This is a genomic window from Bacillus sp. DE0042 (genome assembly GCF_007680225.1).
Classification (GTDB): domain Bacteria; phylum Bacillota; class Bacilli; order Bacillales; family Bacillaceae_G; genus Bacillus_A; species Bacillus_A wiedmannii.
Genome location: NZ_VEJP01000015.1, coordinates 31065 through 46764 on the forward strand (window position 1 = coordinate 31065; position 15700 = coordinate 46764).

Below are 15700 nucleotides of genomic sequence, written 5' to 3' on the forward strand. Positions count from 1 at the left end.
GATTCTTATCTATAAATGAGGTGATAAAAATGGGAAGCCTATATAATTTAATGAAACCATACAGTGAATTTCGAAGTAAAGAAGAGTTTAATACATATCAAAAAGAAGTCTTGAAGTGCTATCGATTTCAATTGAATAAAACTGATTCTATCATTATTCATTTTCTAGGGAAGTATGCGGTGAATGAGAAACAGAAAACAGTGGGAGTTGCTTGTCCGTTAATGGAGACGATTGCTACAAATGTTGGAAAGAGCATTCGTACAGTACGCCGTTCAATTGCAAAGTTAGAGGAACTAGGAATTATAAAGCGTGTTGCGACAAAAGAAAGACATAAACGCGGCGGGTATAGTGCGAACTTATATGTATTTCTTATATCTGCAATTGACCGCATGGATGACCGTATGAAAATGTCCGCATGTGAAAGTGAGGGTCGTGCAGCTGGCTGTAGTAAAAATGTGCAAAAAAATGAGGGGGAAACAATTCTTTCTAAAAACATTCCACAAATAAAAGAGAATAGAAAAGAAACGTACGAACTTGATGAGACGTATTGCCGCCACGATATACCGAAGCCTTTTATATACGCACTTGTACCGATGACGCGTAATCCGAAGAAGATTAATATATTTTGGAGTAAGGTGGAACTTGCATATAAAAAGAGCGGGTTACTAGAGCAAGGTGTGTTACTGGAGCAAATATTAGCTGATGAAGAAGTGTATGGAAACTTCATTTGGCGAGTGAAGAGTGTTGTGAGAGCGTATAAATACGGGGAAATTCGTAAAAATGTTAAGGCTCTTTTATACAGTACAGTGCGGGATCTATTTTTAGAGGTTGGACTAGAATGGGGAGCGGCTATGAGAAGAAGTAAGGGGATACCGTTATTTGATCCGTTTAAAAAGGAGCCATGCGTATAACACATGACTCCAAGTGGTTAATCAAACTTTCTTACAACTGGAACACGAATTGCTACAAATAGTACGAAGACGATAACAGCGATTGCACCGCTTTTCATAACGGTTACGATTGGAATCCCTATTGCAAGTGCGATTGATGTGAATGCATAAGAAAGCGGGATAAAGCCCATTGATGAGAGCATAAGTAAACTCATTACACGTCCCATCATTTCTTCTTTTACTGTCGATTGAATCATCGCCATAAGCGGAACGATAGCCATTGCGATTGTAATACCGTAAAACATGCCAGCTAATAATGCTTGCCAAAGTACGGTGCTAAAGTTAATGGATAAGAAGAATACACCAGACAGTAGCATCATGATAATGCAAAATAGACCGCGTCTACGATTAATATTTTTTAAACCGACAATGACAGCGCCTATTGCCATTCCGCCACCTACAGACGCTTCTAAGTAACTAAATTGAAGCGAATCACCGTGCAGAACATTTTTAACGAAAAGCGGGAAGCCAACTTGCATCGGACCGATTAAAAATAAGTTTAAAAAGGCGCTACAAAGAAGGAAAGTTGAAAGGAATGGTGATTCCTTTACATATAAAATTCCTTCTTTAATCGAAGTGAACATGCCTTTGTCTGTATTTTGCTGTTCTGGCATCGTAAATTGTATTTTTTGAACGAGTATGGCTGCGACGATTAGTAATAAAATCGTGATCGAAAAGATCGTTTCATAGTTCGTAAATTTGATAAGAATTCCGCCCAGTACAGGGCCTAAGATGACAGATGCTTGGTTTGTCATTTGTGTAAGTGAGTTTGCTTGTGTTAAACGGCTTTTTTCTACAAGTTCAGGCAAGATAGATCCATCAGCTGACCAGAAAAAAGCATCAGCAAGCCCGAAGAATAAAGCGAATAAAGCAAATGTATATAGTGTTACATCACCTACGATGAACCATGTAAGGATGGTTGCGACAAGAATAGCACGAATAATATTAGAATAAAACATAATGTTTTTTTTCGGGAATTTATCAGCTACAGCACCGCCGATAATCATAAAAATAAGCCTTGGAACACTAAGAGCTACGAAAACAACACCGAGTGAAGCCTCAAGGTTTAATGTTTTTGCTATGTACCACGTTTGTGAAAAAGTAAAAAAGGCTAAAGCAAAACTTGAAAAAAGAGTAGCTGCCCAAAGGAAAAGGAAATTCGTATTTTTTAATAACGGTTTCGCATTTTCTTTTAAAGCAGATTTATTTTGTTGTAGTTCCTCCATATTGCTTCCTTTCTATGTGACAAATTTAAACTGAAAAACCTGTTAACAATCACTTTATCCCGCGTTAACGGGCAGTAAAACTCCCACCTCAAAATTTGGCTTGAGCAAAGAAGTTAGGTGGGAGACTAACTGCCCGTAAACGTCCGATTGGTTCAACTAATACTCAGTGGGGATGAACAAAACCCCCACTGAGTATAGTTTCACTTTATACAGTTTCTAATATTTCTATACTGCACTTTCTCATTGTAGACAATAATAATGAATTTGCACAGTGGCTATTTAACGACAAAAAAGAAGATACCAAATGGTATCTTCTTTTTTGTCTTTCAGGCTAATGCAATATAAATATCTAATTGTACGTTGGTTGGATCTGTTGCTTTTTCATCATAAAGCTCAAAGTCTGTTGTAAAAGCACGTTTGTTTTCTTTTGACCATTGCCAAATATATTCCCAAGCCTCACAAACGACTTCAGCGACTGGTCCTTTTCTCGTTGTAAATACCGCATATGTAGCGGCAGGTATTGTTAAAGTTGTCATATTTTCAGGAACGTCTTCTAATGAAGAAACGGGCATACCGATTGTAAATTGATATGTACCAGTTTCGTCTGATTCGTAATTTGAGTAGAAAGCGAATGTTTCTTGCGTTTGTTGATTTGGGATGTGATGCATAATTTGTTCTTGGAAGTAGCGGTTCCAAAGCCCGGGAATTTTTCCTCCAGTAGATGCCTCTATTTCATTTGTCGTCTTAATTGAAACGCCGATTGCTTGGAAAGCTTCTTTTTTTACGATAATAGGTTCTTTCATTTTAAAATATCCCCCTCACTATATAGAACGTTTGTTCTCGTTTATTGTAACATATTTTGGAAGGATACGGTAGCACAATAATAAAAGAACTCCTTCACGTAAAAGGAGTTCTTTTCATTTCTATATTAAAACATACTTGAGCTGTGCATCGGTTGAAGTTTTGCGTTTGGATCGAAGTAAGCTTTTGCATTGTTTACTGCTGTTGGTGCTTCACCAAAGCCGCAAGCAATGAGTTTTACTTTTCCTTCATATGTACAAATGTCACCAGCAGCGTATATGCCAGGAATATTTGTTTCCATTTTCGAGTTCACGAGAATGCTGTTTTTTTGTATATCTAAGTCCCAGTTTTTGATTGGGCCAAGAGAGGAAACGAAGCCGTAGTTTACGATGACATCATCCACATCGATGATAAGTTTTTCTTCTGTTTTTACATGCTGAAGAACGACTTGTTCAATGTTGTCATCACCAATGAGTTCTATTGGAACGTACGGTGTGCTTACTTCTGCACGAGAATTCATTAAGCTTTCTACGCTATGTTCATGCGCACGGAATTTATCACGGCGATGAACGATTGTAACTTTGTCAGCGATTGGCTCTAACATCATTGTCCAATCAACCGCTGAGTCGCCGCCACCAAATACTACGACGCGCTTACCAGCAAATTTATTCATATCATCAACGAAATAATGTAAGTTTTTCTTTTCGTACTTTGCTGTACCTTCTAATTCTAAGCGGCGTGGTTGGAAAGCACCATTGCCAGCAGTAATAATAACTGATTTAGAATAGTGAGTTTGCTTATTCGTAACAAGTTTAAATATACCGTCAGCTTGTTTCTCAAGCGTATCAACAGCTTCTTCTAAACAAACGGTTGGGTCAAATTTTTTCATTTGCTCTTTTAAGTTATCAACTAATTCTTGTGCACGCACTTTCGGAAATCCAGCTACATCATAAATGTATTTTTCAGGGTAGAGTGCGGATAATTGTCCTCCAAGTTGAGGTAAGCTTTCAATGATTTTTACACTTGCTTGTCTCATGCCGCCATAAAATGCTGTGAACAGCCCTGTTGGACCACCACCAATAATTGTTATGTCGTAAACTTTTTGATTTTCTGCCACTTTCATTCCCCCTATAGATGGAATTTTGATATTGATTTCATATATTGTTCATATGTACACGAAAATCCTGCAAATGATGACACTTTCAAATAAATGATAGCATATTTGAGTTCATAATACTTCTGAAAACGACTGAATTGTGTGTAAGTTTTCGCATAGATGCTTTTTTAATTGTATAAAATATGGTGAAAGGAAAATACATGAAAAAAAGGCTGAAAAACCCTTGAAAACGCTATGTTATTTTAAAATATTGATAATTCTCCAGACGCTTGAATTCTGGAATAAAACCGACTAATATAGGGAAGTATTATGTTAAATTTCTATGACAAAATTCGTACGATTTTTTGACTGCGTTTTGTTATGATATAGAATGTGATAAATTCCACATTCTTGACAAATATAGTTTTTAGTACTTGGTATTATTTTTCATTACTATTATATAAAGAAAAGGGTTGTGATTTGGTGAAGACTCCAAAAATCGTAGTTTTAGGTGCAGGTTATGGCGGGATGATTACGACTGTTCGTCTGCAAAAAGCATTATCTGTAAATGAAGCTGAAATTACGTTAGTAAACAACAACAGCTATCACTACCAAGCGACTTGGTTACATGAGAGCGCAGCTGGTACATTACAAGATGAAAAAATCTGTCTAGATATTCAAGACGTTATTGATACAAATAAAGTGAACTTTGTACAAGACACAGTAGTAGAAATTAAAGCTGCTGAAAAACGCATCATCTTAAAAGACGGCGAGCTAGAGTATGACTACTTAGTAATCGGTCTTGGTTTCGAATCAGAAACATTCGGAATTACAGGATTAAAAGAGCATGCATTCTCAATTGCTAACATTAATGCAACTCGTGAAATTCGTGAGCATATGGAAGCTAGTTTTGCTAAATATGCAACTGAACAACGCGATGAATTAGTAACGATCGTTGTTGGTGGTGCTGGATTTACTGGTATCGAGTACGTAGGTGAGCTTGCAAACCGTGTTCCTGAACTTTGCAAACAGTACAATGTACCACGTGAAAAAGCACGTATTATCTGTGTAGAAGCTGCTCCAACAGCACTTCCAGGTTTCGATCCAGCATTAGTAGAATACGCTGTAAAACAACTTGAGAAAAAAGGCGTAGAATTCCGCATCGGTACAGCAATTAAAGAAGCAACTGAAGAAGGTATTATCGTTGCAAACGGCGATGATACTGAATTAATTAAGTCGGAAACAGTAGTTTGGGCTGCGGGTGTTCGTGGTAACGGTATTGTAGAAGAGTCTGGCTTTGAAGCAATGCGCGGACGTGTAAAAGTTGATGAGTACATGCACGCTCCAGGATACGAAGATGTATTCATGGTTGGTGACGCAGCGCTAATCATTAACGAAGAAATTAATCGTCCATACCCACCAACGGCACAAATCGCAATTCAAGAAGGTTACAACATTGCACACAACTTAACTGTGTTAGTTCGTGGTAAAGGCGAAATGAAAAAATTCGCATTCGACAATAAAGGATCTGTATGTTCTTTAGGTCATGACGATGCAATGGGCGTTGTTATGGGCAAAAAGTTAACAGGTTGGAAAGCTTCTTTCATGAAGAAAGTTATCGATAACCGTTACCTATTCTTATTAGGTGGACCTTTATTAGTTCTTAAAAAAGGTAAATTAAAGTTCTTTTAATATATAGTAGAAAAAGCAGAAACGGCTAAGAGCTGTTTCTGCTTTTTTCATTTTAAAAATATAGTATAATATATAAAAAAGAAAGAATATTCTGTCCGTTCTAGTAGAGGAGGGTATTACATCATGGAGAAGCGAGGGAAAGTGTGGTTAGCTGTTAGTGGTTTAGTTGCTACAAAAGATGGCAGGTGGCTGTTCGTTAAGAAAAAATACAGTGGATTAAAGGGGAAATGGTCTTTACCGGCTGGTTTTGTAAATGAAGGTGAGACGGTTGATGAAGCTGTGAAACGTGAAGTGTTAGAAGAGACAGGTATCGTCGCTCATGTGAAGGGGATCATTGGTATTCGATCGGGCGTGATTCGCAATGAGATTAGTGATAATATGATTATTTTCCTTTTGGAGCCTGAAGGAGAAAACATTATTGTACAGGAGAAGGAATTGTCTGAAGTAGCATTTTTACATCCAGATACGATTGCGGACGATCCAAATACGTCTCTACTTATCAAATATTTGTTTGAAGGAAGGTCAGAACTACATCTTGAGATGAACAAAACATTAGATCCAGGAGAGCAATTTGGTTATACAGCCTATCATGTATTTACGGCGCATGCGAAGGAGAGGGAGAAAGAGTGAGTATACCAGTACTACTTATTTCAATGATGTTATTTTTCATTTTGTTTTTTGGAATTGGATTTTTACTCAACATGATTTTGCGAGCGACGTGGGTAATGGTTATTGTGTATCCAATTATTTGTATGCTTATTATTAATAAAGCGAGTATGTGGGATTATTTTTCAAAGCCGAAAGAAACATTCTCTTCATTTGGGACAAGTGTATCGCATTTAGGGCAGGCAGATGTGTTTATTCTATCTACTGGATTAGTAGGTGCTGCTTTAGCCGGAATTGTCATTAAGAAACTGCGGAAAAGCGGATATCAAATGTTTTAATCTCCAATTCATTTGGGGATTATTTTTTTGCATATTCCTTCATCGTATAGGGAATGATTAACGATGAAGGAGTGTGGAATATAAAAATGTTAAAACGATATTGTATTCGCATTATGATGACTTGTTTACTTGTATCCGCATTATGCGTAACATGGAATGCTTTCACAGGAGTTTCTTTATTAGAGATTGTAAAGAAATATGAGGGAACGAGTGCAAAAGAAGTACATGCAGCAGAAGTTAAGAGAAATGTTGCTCCGAGTAAAGAAGTGATAAATGCTTTAGAGCAGGCAAACGACTGGTCTAAATATCGTTCAATTGAAATGACTGCAACAGGTTATACGTCGGGAATTGAGTCAACTGGTAAGAGACCGGGACATCCGGAGTATGGTATTACATATTCAGGAGTTAAGGTGAAAAGGGATTTATATTCCACAATCGCTGCGGACTTACGCGTATTCCCAATTGGAACGATTCTATTCGTACCAGGTTATGGGTACGGTGTAGTAGCTGATAAGGGCGGTGCAATAAAAGGAAACCGTCTTGATCTGTATTATGATACGGTGAAAGATGTTTATAGCCAATGGGGTAAGAAAAAAGTGAATGTGTATGTAGTGAAAGTTGGAAATGGTAAGTTTTCAGAAGAAGAGTTAACGATGTTAAATCAAGACGAAACGATGCAAGTGTTTCGTGGTCAATATTTAAAACAAAGATAGTCTAGTGGGAATTACGCTAGACTTTTTTATTTTATAAATAGAAGAAATACGGATTATGTAGGATGTAACAGAAGTTAGAATTGTCGCATTTTATCGAAAATAAAGTTATAATAAAGGCAGAGTAGAGAAATTTAGGGGGTCTGAACATGTTTCAAGTACAAAAAGAATTAGCAAGCCATGAAGCGGTAATCGTTGCCTTATTTGAAGAAGAGAAAACGAGTAGTTTTGTACAAGAACTGGACAAAGCTTTTGAAGGACAATTACAAGTTTTATTAGAAGAGAAAGAACTTTCTACTAAGAAGAAAGCTATTTCAAAAGTACATAGTTTAGGAAAAACAAATGTGAAACGTTATTATTTCGTTGGTTTAGGTAAGAAAGAGTCTTACACGACAGAAACGTTGCGTTCTGCTCTTGGTAAGGCGTTTAAAACGTTACAAGCAGCAAAAGTACAAGATGCAGCAATCTTGCTTGATTCTTTCGTAACAGAGAAATTAGATGCGATTGATGTAGCTCATATTGCAGCAGAAGTACAAGGTCTTGGTACATATGAGTTACAAACGTATAAATCAGATAAAAAGGATCGTGTGGAACTAGAGAAGTTCACGGCTATTACAGCGGAAGAGGCACAAGAAATTGAAGCTGCATTAACAGTTGGCTACGTACATGGACGTGCAACAAATTCAGCTCGTACACTTGTAAATATGCCGCCAAACGTATTAACAGCAACAAAGCTTGCTGAGTATGCTGTTGAGTTAGCGGAAAAGTATGATATGGATTATAAAGTTCTTGAGAAAGAAGAGATGGAAGAGCTTGGTATGGGTGCGTTACTTGCAGTAAACCAAGGATCTACTGAGCCACCAAAAATGATCGCTCTTATTTATAAAGGAAAAGAAGAGTGGACAGATGTCATTGGATTCGTTGGAAAAGGGATTACATACGATACAGGTGGTTATTCTTTAAAACCACGTGAAGGCATGGTCGGTATGAAAGGTGATATGGGCGGTGCTGCTTCTGTATTAGGTGCGATGGAAATTATCGGTGAACTTCGCCCAGAGCAAAATGTGATCGCTGTTATTCCATCAACTGATAACGTTGTGAGTGGTACAGCATTTAAGCCAGACGATGTAATCACATCTATGAGCGGAAAAACAATTGAAGTATTAAATACAGATGCAGAAGGTCGCCTAGCGTTAGCTGACGGTATTACGTATGCGAAAAAACTAGGTGCAAACTATCTTATTGATGTTGCGACATTAACAGGTGGTGTAATTGTTGCACTTGGAAATCAGACGACAGGCGCAATGACAAACAATGAAGAGTTGTTTGAGCAAGTGCTAGAGGCTTCTATGGAAACAGATGAATCAATTTGGCAATTACCGATTTTTGATCGTGATAAAGAACGCGTTCGAAACAGTAAGTTTGCCGATTTAAATAACTCACCAGGCCGAGAAGGACATGCGGTTATGGCAGGTACATTCTTAGGTGAATTTGCTGAAGATACACCTTGGGTACACTTAGACATCGCTGGAACATCTGAAACGTCAGGAGCGCATGATTTAGGGCCAGCTGGAGCAACGGGTGCAATGGTACGTACACTTGCAACACTTGTTGAACGTTTCGGAGAAGAGTAAGATCCATAAGAGAAGGCTGTTCCAACATTTTGGAACAGCCTTTTTTATTGGTATGATTATTGTCATTTTTTTCGTTAATTCGATATAATTTCATTTCCTATTGTACTGTTCTATAGGAAAAGATGGAACCTATAAAGAAATCGTATATAACGTTCCATTTAAAGCGAATGAAGTGCGACCTGTTTCTTCAGAGACAACTAAAATAAGTGCATCGCTTTTTTCTGATAAGCCAATTGCAGCTCTGTGACGTGTTCCTAGTTCAGGATCAACTTCTGTGCTTTTCGTTAAAGGAAGAATATTGGCAGCTGAAACAATATGATTATTTTTAACGAGAACGGCTCCGTCATGAAGAGGGTTACCTGGATAGAAAATGGATTCAAGTAACGGTGAGGTTAAATGAGCATGTAATGTTGTTCCAGTTTGAATGAGAGAGTCAAGCGGCTCGTTTCTTTCCACAACAATAAGAGCCCCGTGTTTTCGGGCGCTTAAATGTTGGACAGTTGCTGTAATAGAATGTGAGCTTTCCGTATAAGGTGATAAATACGCTTGAATATAGTATGTAGCTGCCAATGTTTGTACGTTTGCTAACATATGATGAATATCTTCCATTTTGCACAAAATACATTCATCTTCTTTATCAATTGCTTGCCTCATAATTGATAATTCTTTCTCAGCAATTTCAATCATTTGCTTTGTTTGAATTTTGAGCTCTTCTGACAAGCCCCATTCTTGCATAATCCTCATTCCCTTTAGTGGAGTATTTAACCATAGTGTATACAAATATTCCTAGTAAAATCCTGTTAGATTGTAAAAAATATTGAGATACAGGTTGTTTTTTTCATATAATAAAGGTATGACAAGCGAGAGGAGATAGAAATATGAACTGGAAACAAGAATTTAGTCGCTGGCTTTCATATGCAGAGTTAGATGCAGAACTAAAAGAACAGTTAGAAAACATGAAGCAAGATGAGAAGAAAATTGAGGACAGCTTTTATAAAAATCTAGAATTCGGCACAGGTGGTATGCGTGGTGAACTTGGTGCTGGTACGAACCGTTTGAACGTATATACAGTTCGTAAAGCAACACAAGGATTAGCGACGTTTATTGAAAAATTAGGTGAAGAAGCGAAGAAGCGCGGTGTTGTTGTAGCGTACGATTCTCGTCATAAATCACCTGAATTTGCAATGGAAGTAGCTGCTACACTTGGTGCACACGGTATCACAACATATGTGTTTGAAAGCTTACGTCCAACGCCAGTGCTTTCTTTCGCAGTTCGTCATTTACATACAGTAAGTGGAATCGTTCTTACGGCAAGCCATAATCCGCCGGAATATAACGGTTATAAAGTATACGGTGAAGATGGTGGGCAGTTGCCTCCAAAAGAAGCTGATGAGTTAATTAGCTATGTAAATGCAGTAGAGGATGAGTTAACAGTTGAGGTTGCTAATGTGGAGCAATTAAAAGCTGACGGTTTATTACATATTATTGGACAAGAAGTAGATGATGCATATGCTGCAGAATTGAACAATGTCATTATTAATAAAGAAATGGTACAAAATGTTGGTAAAGACTTAAAAATCGTCTTTACACCATTACACGGAACATCAAATATTTCTGTACGCCGTGGTTTAGAAGAAGTTGGATTTACAGATGTAACAGTTGTAAAAGAGCAAGAGTTACCAGATCCGAACTTCTCTACAGTAAAATCACCGAACCCAGAAGAGCATGCGGCGTTTGAGTATGCAATTCGTGACGGTGAGAAGGTAGGCGCAGATGTGTTAATCGCAACGGATCCTGACGCAGACCGTCTAGGCGTTGCAGTTCGTAATCACGATGGTGAGTTCCAAGTATTAACTGGTAACCAAACAGGTGCATTAATGCTTGATTACTTATTATCTCAAAAGAAAGAAAACGGAACACTTCCAGAGAACGGTGTTGTATTAAAAACAATCGTAACGTCTGAAATTGGCCGTACAATCGCGAAAGCATACGGTTTAGATACAGTTGATACGTTAACTGGATTTAAATTTATCGGTGAGAAAATTAAACAGTATGAAGAAAGCGGACAATACGAATTCCAATTCGGTTATGAGGAAAGCTATGGTTATTTAATCCGTCCATTCTGTCGTGATAAAGATGCAGTACAATCTGTTCTATTTGCATGTGAAGTAGCTGCATACTACAAATCACAAGGTAAAACTTTATACGATGGTTTATTAGAAGTATTTGAGAAGTACGGTTTCTTCCGTGAAGATCTTGTATCGCTAACGCTAAAAGGAAAAGATGGAGCGGAACAAATTCAAGAGATGATGGCAAAATTCCGTGGAAATCCTCCGAAAGAAGTAGCGGGCTTAACAGTTGTAGCTGTTGAAGACTATAAAGCGAGCATCGTTACATCTTTACAAGATGGACATAAAGAAGAGATTCACTTACCGAAATCAAATGTGTTAAAATATCAATTAGAAGATGGTTCTTGGTTCTGCCTACGCCCATCTGGAACTGAACCGAAGATTAAGTTCTACTTCGGTGTTCAAGATAATTCTTTACAAAATAGTGAACAAAAGTTACTTACTATTAAAGAAGATATTATGAATCGTTTATAATATAAAGTAATTTTAAGTAGTAGGGAACAAAAGGGAGTGAAACCTCCCTTTTGTTCTATGTAAGGAAATAATCGTTATTGATTCTGACAGAAGAGAGGGTATTTTGTGATGAAAAGAGTAAGAAAAGCGATAATCCCAGCAGCTGGATTAGGAACACGTTTTTTACCAGCAACAAAAGCAATGCCAAAAGAAATGTTACCGATAGTAGATAAACCAACTATCCAATACATTGTAGAAGAAGCAATAAAATCAGGAATCGAAGATATTATTATCGTTACTGGTAAAACGAAGCGCTCTATTGAAGATCATTTTGATAATGCATTTGAGTTAGAGCAAAACTTATTAGAAAAGAAAAAGTATGAGTTACTTGAAAAAGTACAGGCTTCTTCAAAAATGGTAGATATTCACTATATCCGTCAAAAAGAACCAAAAGGATTAGGGCATGCAGTTTGGTGTGCACGTAAATTCATCGGTGATGAGCCATTCGCTGTTTTATTAGGTGATGATATCGTTCAAGCTGAAAAACCATGTTTACGTCAATTAATTGAAGAATATGATAAAACGCTTTCTTCTGTTATTGGTGTACAAACGGTTCCAGAAGATGAAACACACCGTTATGGAATTATCGACCCATTAGAGCAGGAAGGACGTCGTTATCAAGTTCGCAATTTCGTTGAGAAACCAGCAGCAGGTACAGCACCTTCAAACTTAGCAATTATGGGACGTTACGTTTTAACACCTGAAATCTTCATGTTCTTAGAACAGCAACATGTTGGTGCTGGTGGTGAAATTCAGTTAACAGATGCAATCCAAAACTTAAACGAAATTCAACGTGTATTTGCTTACGATTTCGAAGGAAAGCGCTACGACGTAGGTGAAAAGTTAGGATTCGTTCAAACGACAATCGAAATGGCCCTGCAACACCCAGAATTACGTGATGAAATGGTTCCAATGATGCAGAAAATTTTAGAAGAACACACGAAGCAACAGTCTTAATATAGTGATATAATCCCCTGTTGGATGAGCGGTAAAGGAACGTATTTACTGCTTAATCTAAAGGGGATTTTTTTGAGAAAAAAAGACACTCTAGAGAGAGTGTCTTTACTTTTGATCAGTAGGCTTTAGCTCATCAGCTTTGGATTTTATTTCATCAGTAATAGCGATATTAATATTACCAGCTGCTTTTTTGTATTCCTGAATCAATGCATTAACGTTTTGATTAAATGAAATTAAGCTGCCACTTGGAGATTGGGCCTGTTCGTTAAGCGCAGTGATAATCCCATATATTTTTTTATATTCTTCATAGGTTTCTTTATATTTATTAGGCTGTTCTTTTGCAGCTTCAGAGACTAACTTTAAATCATTTCCCATATTGTTATAAAACGTATCAACGCTTGTAATCATTCCGTCAATTTCTGTTCTCTTAGAACTTAGTGCATTATTGAAGTCCTGTCTTTTATCTATTGCGCTTGACCATGTAGTTGAATACTCGGATAACACGTAAGATGCTGCATATTTAAAGGTGTTTATATTATTATAAAAAGATGCTGCGGCAATTAAGTAATTAGCTTCTTTTTTCTTTTGGGCTTGAAGAGCTTGATACTCCTCTTCCATATTTGTTACTTTTGTTATCGTAAAGAGAAGAACGATGACGGATATAACGGTTGTTAGAAATAGTATTAACGATGTTATTAAAGATTTTTTTGCTGGTAATTTTCGTACTTTCTTAATTAACCCAATAACAATAAAGATTAAAGCCGCGCATAAACTAACTATAGTAAGAATTAAAAAGAAAAATGCTAGGCCGTTTCCAAAGGTATATGACATTCCTAACTCGCTATTTCCATATAATTTGTAACCGATACTCATACCTAGTATGAAAAATAAAGATAGTACTCCGACACTTACTTTAATAAGTGTATTTTTTGATAGATTCACTGATTTTCCTCCAAAATATTGTTCTAATTAGATGTGCAAAATATCTAATTTGCTGAATTAGCATAACAAAAATCATTTTTAATATGTGTCGTATATTGTCGAAAAACAAAAAAAGAGTTATCTTAACATAGTAAGATAACTCTTTTTATTATGAAATCGTCGAATGAGAATGCTGATAAGCGGAACGACGTACAGCATAGTATATGCGAGGTGCGATAATAGCACCGATAATTGTAAATGCAATATCTTTTACTGCGAACCACATCATAATCATCCAAGCAGCTTTATAACTCATATTACCACCCATGAAGAAATTGACTGCCCCGTACATATAAGTAGTACCGATAATATACGTTAAAATGATTCCTGTGAAAGAGGCAATTGCAAATGTACTGAATGTTGGTCGTTCTTTTTGTTCTACTAGTTTTCCTGATACGTAAGCAACGATAATAAATGCAATAATAAAACCACCAGTAGGATCTAAAAGTGCCCCGAATCCAGCTTTGAAGTTAGCGAAAATTGGTGCACCAGCTAAGCCAACGAGCATATACACAGTCATTGATAATGCACCAAGTCTACTTCCAAGAAGAAGCCCTGCTAAAATTGCAAAAAATGGTTGCATAGATAATGGGATGCCCGCTACTTGCAGGAATGGTGCCCAAGATACAATATTTGCACCAATGGCCATAAGAGCGACGAACATGGCAGCTAATGCTAAATCTAAAACATGAAATCTTCTCATAATGTTAACCTCCTGTTGTTTTTAGGTTAACATTATCGTAGCGAAAATATTTACTTGTTGTCAATCAAAATATTTTGATAAGAAGGCTTCAAATACTCTCTTAGCAACGTATACGGAATACGAAATTGAGGAATTCCGCTTGAATAAGGAGCAATCTCATATAAAGGGAAATAAATGACGAGGTTGTCCGGTTCTAAAAAGAAGTGAAACTTTTTCGTACTCATTACTTTTTCAGTTGCATCGGGAAAATAAATGCCTTCATTTTGTTTAATTTGTCTTACGATCTCCGCGCGGATTACTTCTTTATATTTATCTTCTTGTTGAAATAAATCGTCTAAGTGTAGTAACTTTTTTTCTTTTAAATCAAATGTGTTTGCCTTCCACGTATAAAGACCGTGTGCTCCGCCTGTATATTGATAGTAATTCAAATATAGGCTGAGTAAGGGTGGTTTATTTAAGGAGATTTTATAATCAACATTCGCCACGTACGGATGAAAAGGTGTGCTAGATCCTTCTGTTTCTTTATAATATTTTTTTGCGTCTTTTTCTAATTTAGTTTTAAATTTGTCAGTAGACTTTTTGTAATAGAAATTGAGCTTATTTTGAAATTTAGAATCGGAAAAATTGTGAAACGAAGGTCTGTTAATTTGATATTCTATATAAGGTTTCTTACCTTTTTGTGTTACAGTCTGAACATCGATTGTCAGGTTGGATGCTTTGGCTGCTAGTGCACAATTTGGTACAATAGTCAGCAAGGAGAACATAAGCAGTAATATACAAAATTTCTGTTTCATTTAGGTGAAACCTCCTTATATAAGTGTTATAAGTAGTTTGAAAATAAATAGGTAAAATTATACATTCAATTAAAGTAAGAGAAGGAGGAAACGATATGGGAAAAACTTTAATGGATTCACTTGGAATTGAGTTGTTAGAGATGACAGAAGATAAGGTGGTTGCTACGATGCCTGTTGATGAGCGTACGCATCAGCCATTTGGTTTTTTACACGGCGGTGCATCTCTTGCATTAGCGGAAACAGTAGCAAGTGTTGGTTCATACAATTTAATTGATCAAGAGAAATGCATCTGTTTCGGTCTAGAAATTAATGCAAATCACATTCGCTCAAAGAAAGATGGAATTGTAACAGCGATCGGGACACCGATACATAGAGGACATTCAACGATGGTTTGGGATGTGCGTATTATTGATGAAAATGATGATTTACTATGCATATCAAGATGTACAGTAGCAATTAAAGAAAAACGTGAAAAGTAAAAAGAGGCGGCTCAATTGCAGTGACCCCTGTCAAGTAGACAGTATTAAAAAAGCGCAACTAAGCAACCTGAGTTCTATATTTATATGGACT

General features: G+C 36.8%; 16 protein-coding genes. 9 read left to right on the forward strand and 7 right to left on the reverse strand.

The genetic code is table 11. From position 1 onward, the window contains the following. Positions 1 to 29: 29 nt before the first annotated feature. On the forward strand, positions 30 to 911 hold the full coding sequence (locus tag FS802_RS29820) for a helix-turn-helix domain-containing protein (RefSeq protein ID WP_098654937.1): 882 nt from the start codon (positions 30 to 32) through the stop codon (positions 909 to 911). A 17-nt stretch (positions 912 to 928) separates the two neighbouring features. On the opposite strand, the gene FS802_RS29825 is transcribed toward FS802_RS29820, so the two are convergent. The 3 genes from FS802_RS29825 to FS802_RS29840 all read right to left on the reverse strand — a co-directional run bounded on the left by FS802_RS29825 (position 929) and on the right by FS802_RS29840 (position 4094). Further along, on the reverse strand, positions 929 to 2176 hold the full coding sequence (locus tag FS802_RS29825) for an MFS transporter (RefSeq protein WP_000391926.1): 1248 nt from the start codon (positions 2174 to 2176) through the stop codon (positions 929 to 931). Between the two features lie 326 nt (positions 2177 to 2502). After that, on the reverse strand, positions 2503 to 2979 hold the full coding sequence (locus FS802_RS29835) for a GyrI-like domain-containing protein (RefSeq protein WP_098654938.1): 477 nt from the start codon (positions 2977 to 2979) through the stop codon (positions 2503 to 2505). 125 nt (positions 2980 to 3104) lie between these two features. Beyond that, positions 3105 to 4094, reverse strand: a complete 990-nt coding sequence (locus FS802_RS29840) for an NAD(P)/FAD-dependent oxidoreductase (RefSeq protein WP_141546051.1) — start codon at positions 4092 to 4094, stop codon at positions 3105 to 3107. Between the two features lie 462 nt (positions 4095 to 4556). Between FS802_RS29840 and FS802_RS29845 the strand changes: the two genes are divergently transcribed. The 5 genes from FS802_RS29845 (at position 4557) to pepA (ending at position 9053) form a co-directional block, all read left to right on the forward strand. Beyond that, positions 4557 to 5765: an NAD(P)/FAD-dependent oxidoreductase gene (locus FS802_RS29845; protein ID WP_000856610.1), complete on the forward strand. Its 1209-nt coding sequence runs from the start codon at positions 4557 to 4559 to the stop codon at positions 5763 to 5765. A gap of 123 nt (positions 5766 to 5888) precedes the next feature. After that, positions 5889 to 6395 carry an NUDIX hydrolase gene (locus FS802_RS29850; protein ID WP_098654940.1) on the forward strand — a complete coding sequence of 169 codons (507 nt, stop codon included), beginning with the start codon at positions 5889 to 5891 and terminating at the stop codon, positions 6393 to 6395. Next, positions 6392 to 6709, forward strand: a complete 318-nt coding sequence (locus FS802_RS29855) for a YuiB family protein (protein ID WP_000027005.1) — start codon at positions 6392 to 6394, stop codon at positions 6707 to 6709. Before FS802_RS29850 ends, FS802_RS29855 begins: the two co-directional genes overlap by 4 nt. Before the next feature lie 86 nt (positions 6710 to 6795). Continuing rightward, positions 6796 to 7422 (forward strand): 3D domain-containing protein, encoded by a 627-nt coding sequence (locus FS802_RS29860; protein ID WP_000920109.1) that lies wholly within the window; start codon positions 6796 to 6798, stop codon positions 7420 to 7422. Positions 7423 to 7568: 146 nt separating this feature from the next. Further along, positions 7569 to 9053 carry a cytosol aminopeptidase gene (gene pepA, locus FS802_RS29865; protein WP_144525672.1) on the forward strand — a complete coding sequence of 495 codons (1485 nt, stop codon included), beginning with the start codon at positions 7569 to 7571 and terminating at the stop codon, positions 9051 to 9053. 129 nt (positions 9054 to 9182) lie between these two features. Here the strand turns inward: pepA and cdaS are convergent, their stop codons facing one another. Next, positions 9183 to 9788 carry a sporulation-specific diadenylate cyclase CdaS gene (gene cdaS / locus FS802_RS29870; protein WP_001158734.1) on the reverse strand — a complete coding sequence of 202 codons (606 nt, stop codon included), beginning with the start codon at positions 9786 to 9788 and terminating at the stop codon, positions 9183 to 9185. Positions 9789 to 9931: 143 nt separating this feature from the next. Here cdaS and FS802_RS29875 point away from each other — a divergent pair, with 143 nt between their 5' ends. Together FS802_RS29875 and galU are read left to right on the forward strand one after the other, a co-directional pair. Then, positions 9932 to 11656, forward strand: coding sequence for a phospho-sugar mutase (locus FS802_RS29875; protein ID WP_098720580.1), 1725 nt, complete (start codon positions 9932 to 9934; stop codon positions 11654 to 11656). 108 nt (positions 11657 to 11764) lie between these two features. After that, complete coding sequence (gene galU / locus FS802_RS29880) at positions 11765 to 12652, forward strand: UTP--glucose-1-phosphate uridylyltransferase GalU (RefSeq protein ID WP_000832650.1); 888 nt, start codon at positions 11765 to 11767, stop codon at positions 12650 to 12652. A gap of 105 nt (positions 12653 to 12757) precedes the next feature. On the opposite strand, the gene FS802_RS29885 is transcribed toward galU, so the two are convergent. The 3 genes from FS802_RS29885 to FS802_RS29895 form a co-directional block, all read right to left on the reverse strand. Continuing rightward, positions 12758 to 13594, reverse strand: a complete 837-nt coding sequence (locus tag FS802_RS29885; RefSeq protein WP_064476311.1) for a hypothetical protein — start codon at positions 13592 to 13594, stop codon at positions 12758 to 12760. Between the two features lie 148 nt (positions 13595 to 13742). After that, positions 13743 to 14336, reverse strand: coding sequence for a biotin transporter BioY (locus FS802_RS29890; protein ID WP_001252151.1), 594 nt, complete (start codon positions 14334 to 14336; stop codon positions 13743 to 13745). Between the two features lie 50 nt (positions 14337 to 14386). After that, on the reverse strand, positions 14387 to 15130 hold the full coding sequence (locus FS802_RS29895; protein WP_088060021.1) for a DUF3298 and DUF4163 domain-containing protein: 744 nt from the start codon (positions 15128 to 15130) through the stop codon (positions 14387 to 14389). Between the two features lie 95 nt (positions 15131 to 15225). Between FS802_RS29895 and FS802_RS29900 the strand changes: the two genes are divergently transcribed. After that, positions 15226 to 15609, forward strand: coding sequence for a hotdog fold thioesterase (locus tag FS802_RS29900; RefSeq protein ID WP_000520763.1), 384 nt, complete (start codon positions 15226 to 15228; stop codon positions 15607 to 15609). Positions 15610 to 15700 lie beyond the last annotated feature (91 nt).

Bases quoted from the DNA above. Each gene is read 5' to 3' on its own strand.
- FS802_RS29890 (WP_001252151.1), bottom strand. From the start codon at position 14,336: ATGAGAAGATTTCATGTTTTAGATTTAGCATTAGCTGCCATGTTCGTC.
- FS802_RS29820 (WP_098654937.1), top strand. From the start codon at position 30: ATGGGAAGCCTATATAATTTAATGAAACCATACAGTGAATTTCGAAGT.
- FS802_RS29900 (WP_000520763.1), top strand. From the start codon at position 15,226: ATGGGAAAAACTTTAATGGATTCACTTGGAATTGAGTTGTTAGAGATG.
- FS802_RS29850 (WP_098654940.1), top strand. From the start codon at position 5,889: ATGGAGAAGCGAGGGAAAGTGTGGTTAGCTGTTAGTGGTTTAGTTGCT.
- pepA (WP_144525672.1), top strand. From the start codon at position 7,569: ATGTTTCAAGTACAAAAAGAATTAGCAAGCCATGAAGCGGTAATCGTT.
- FS802_RS29895 (WP_088060021.1), bottom strand. From the start codon at position 15,130: ATGAAACAGAAATTTTGTATATTACTGCTTATGTTCTCCTTGCTGACT.
- FS802_RS29835 (WP_098654938.1), bottom strand. From the start codon at position 2,979: ATGAAAGAACCTATTATCGTAAAAAAAGAAGCTTTCCAAGCAATCGGC.
- cdaS (WP_001158734.1), bottom strand. From the start codon at position 9,788: ATGCAAGAATGGGGCTTGTCAGAAGAGCTCAAAATTCAAACAAAGCAA.
- FS802_RS29825 (WP_000391926.1), bottom strand. From the start codon at position 2,176: ATGGAGGAACTACAACAAAATAAATCTGCTTTAAAAGAAAATGCGAAA.
- FS802_RS29860 (WP_000920109.1), top strand. From the start codon at position 6,796: ATGTTAAAACGATATTGTATTCGCATTATGATGACTTGTTTACTTGTA.
- galU (WP_000832650.1), top strand. From the start codon at position 11,765: ATGAAAAGAGTAAGAAAAGCGATAATCCCAGCAGCTGGATTAGGAACA.
- FS802_RS29875 (WP_098720580.1), top strand. From the start codon at position 9,932: ATGAACTGGAAACAAGAATTTAGTCGCTGGCTTTCATATGCAGAGTTA.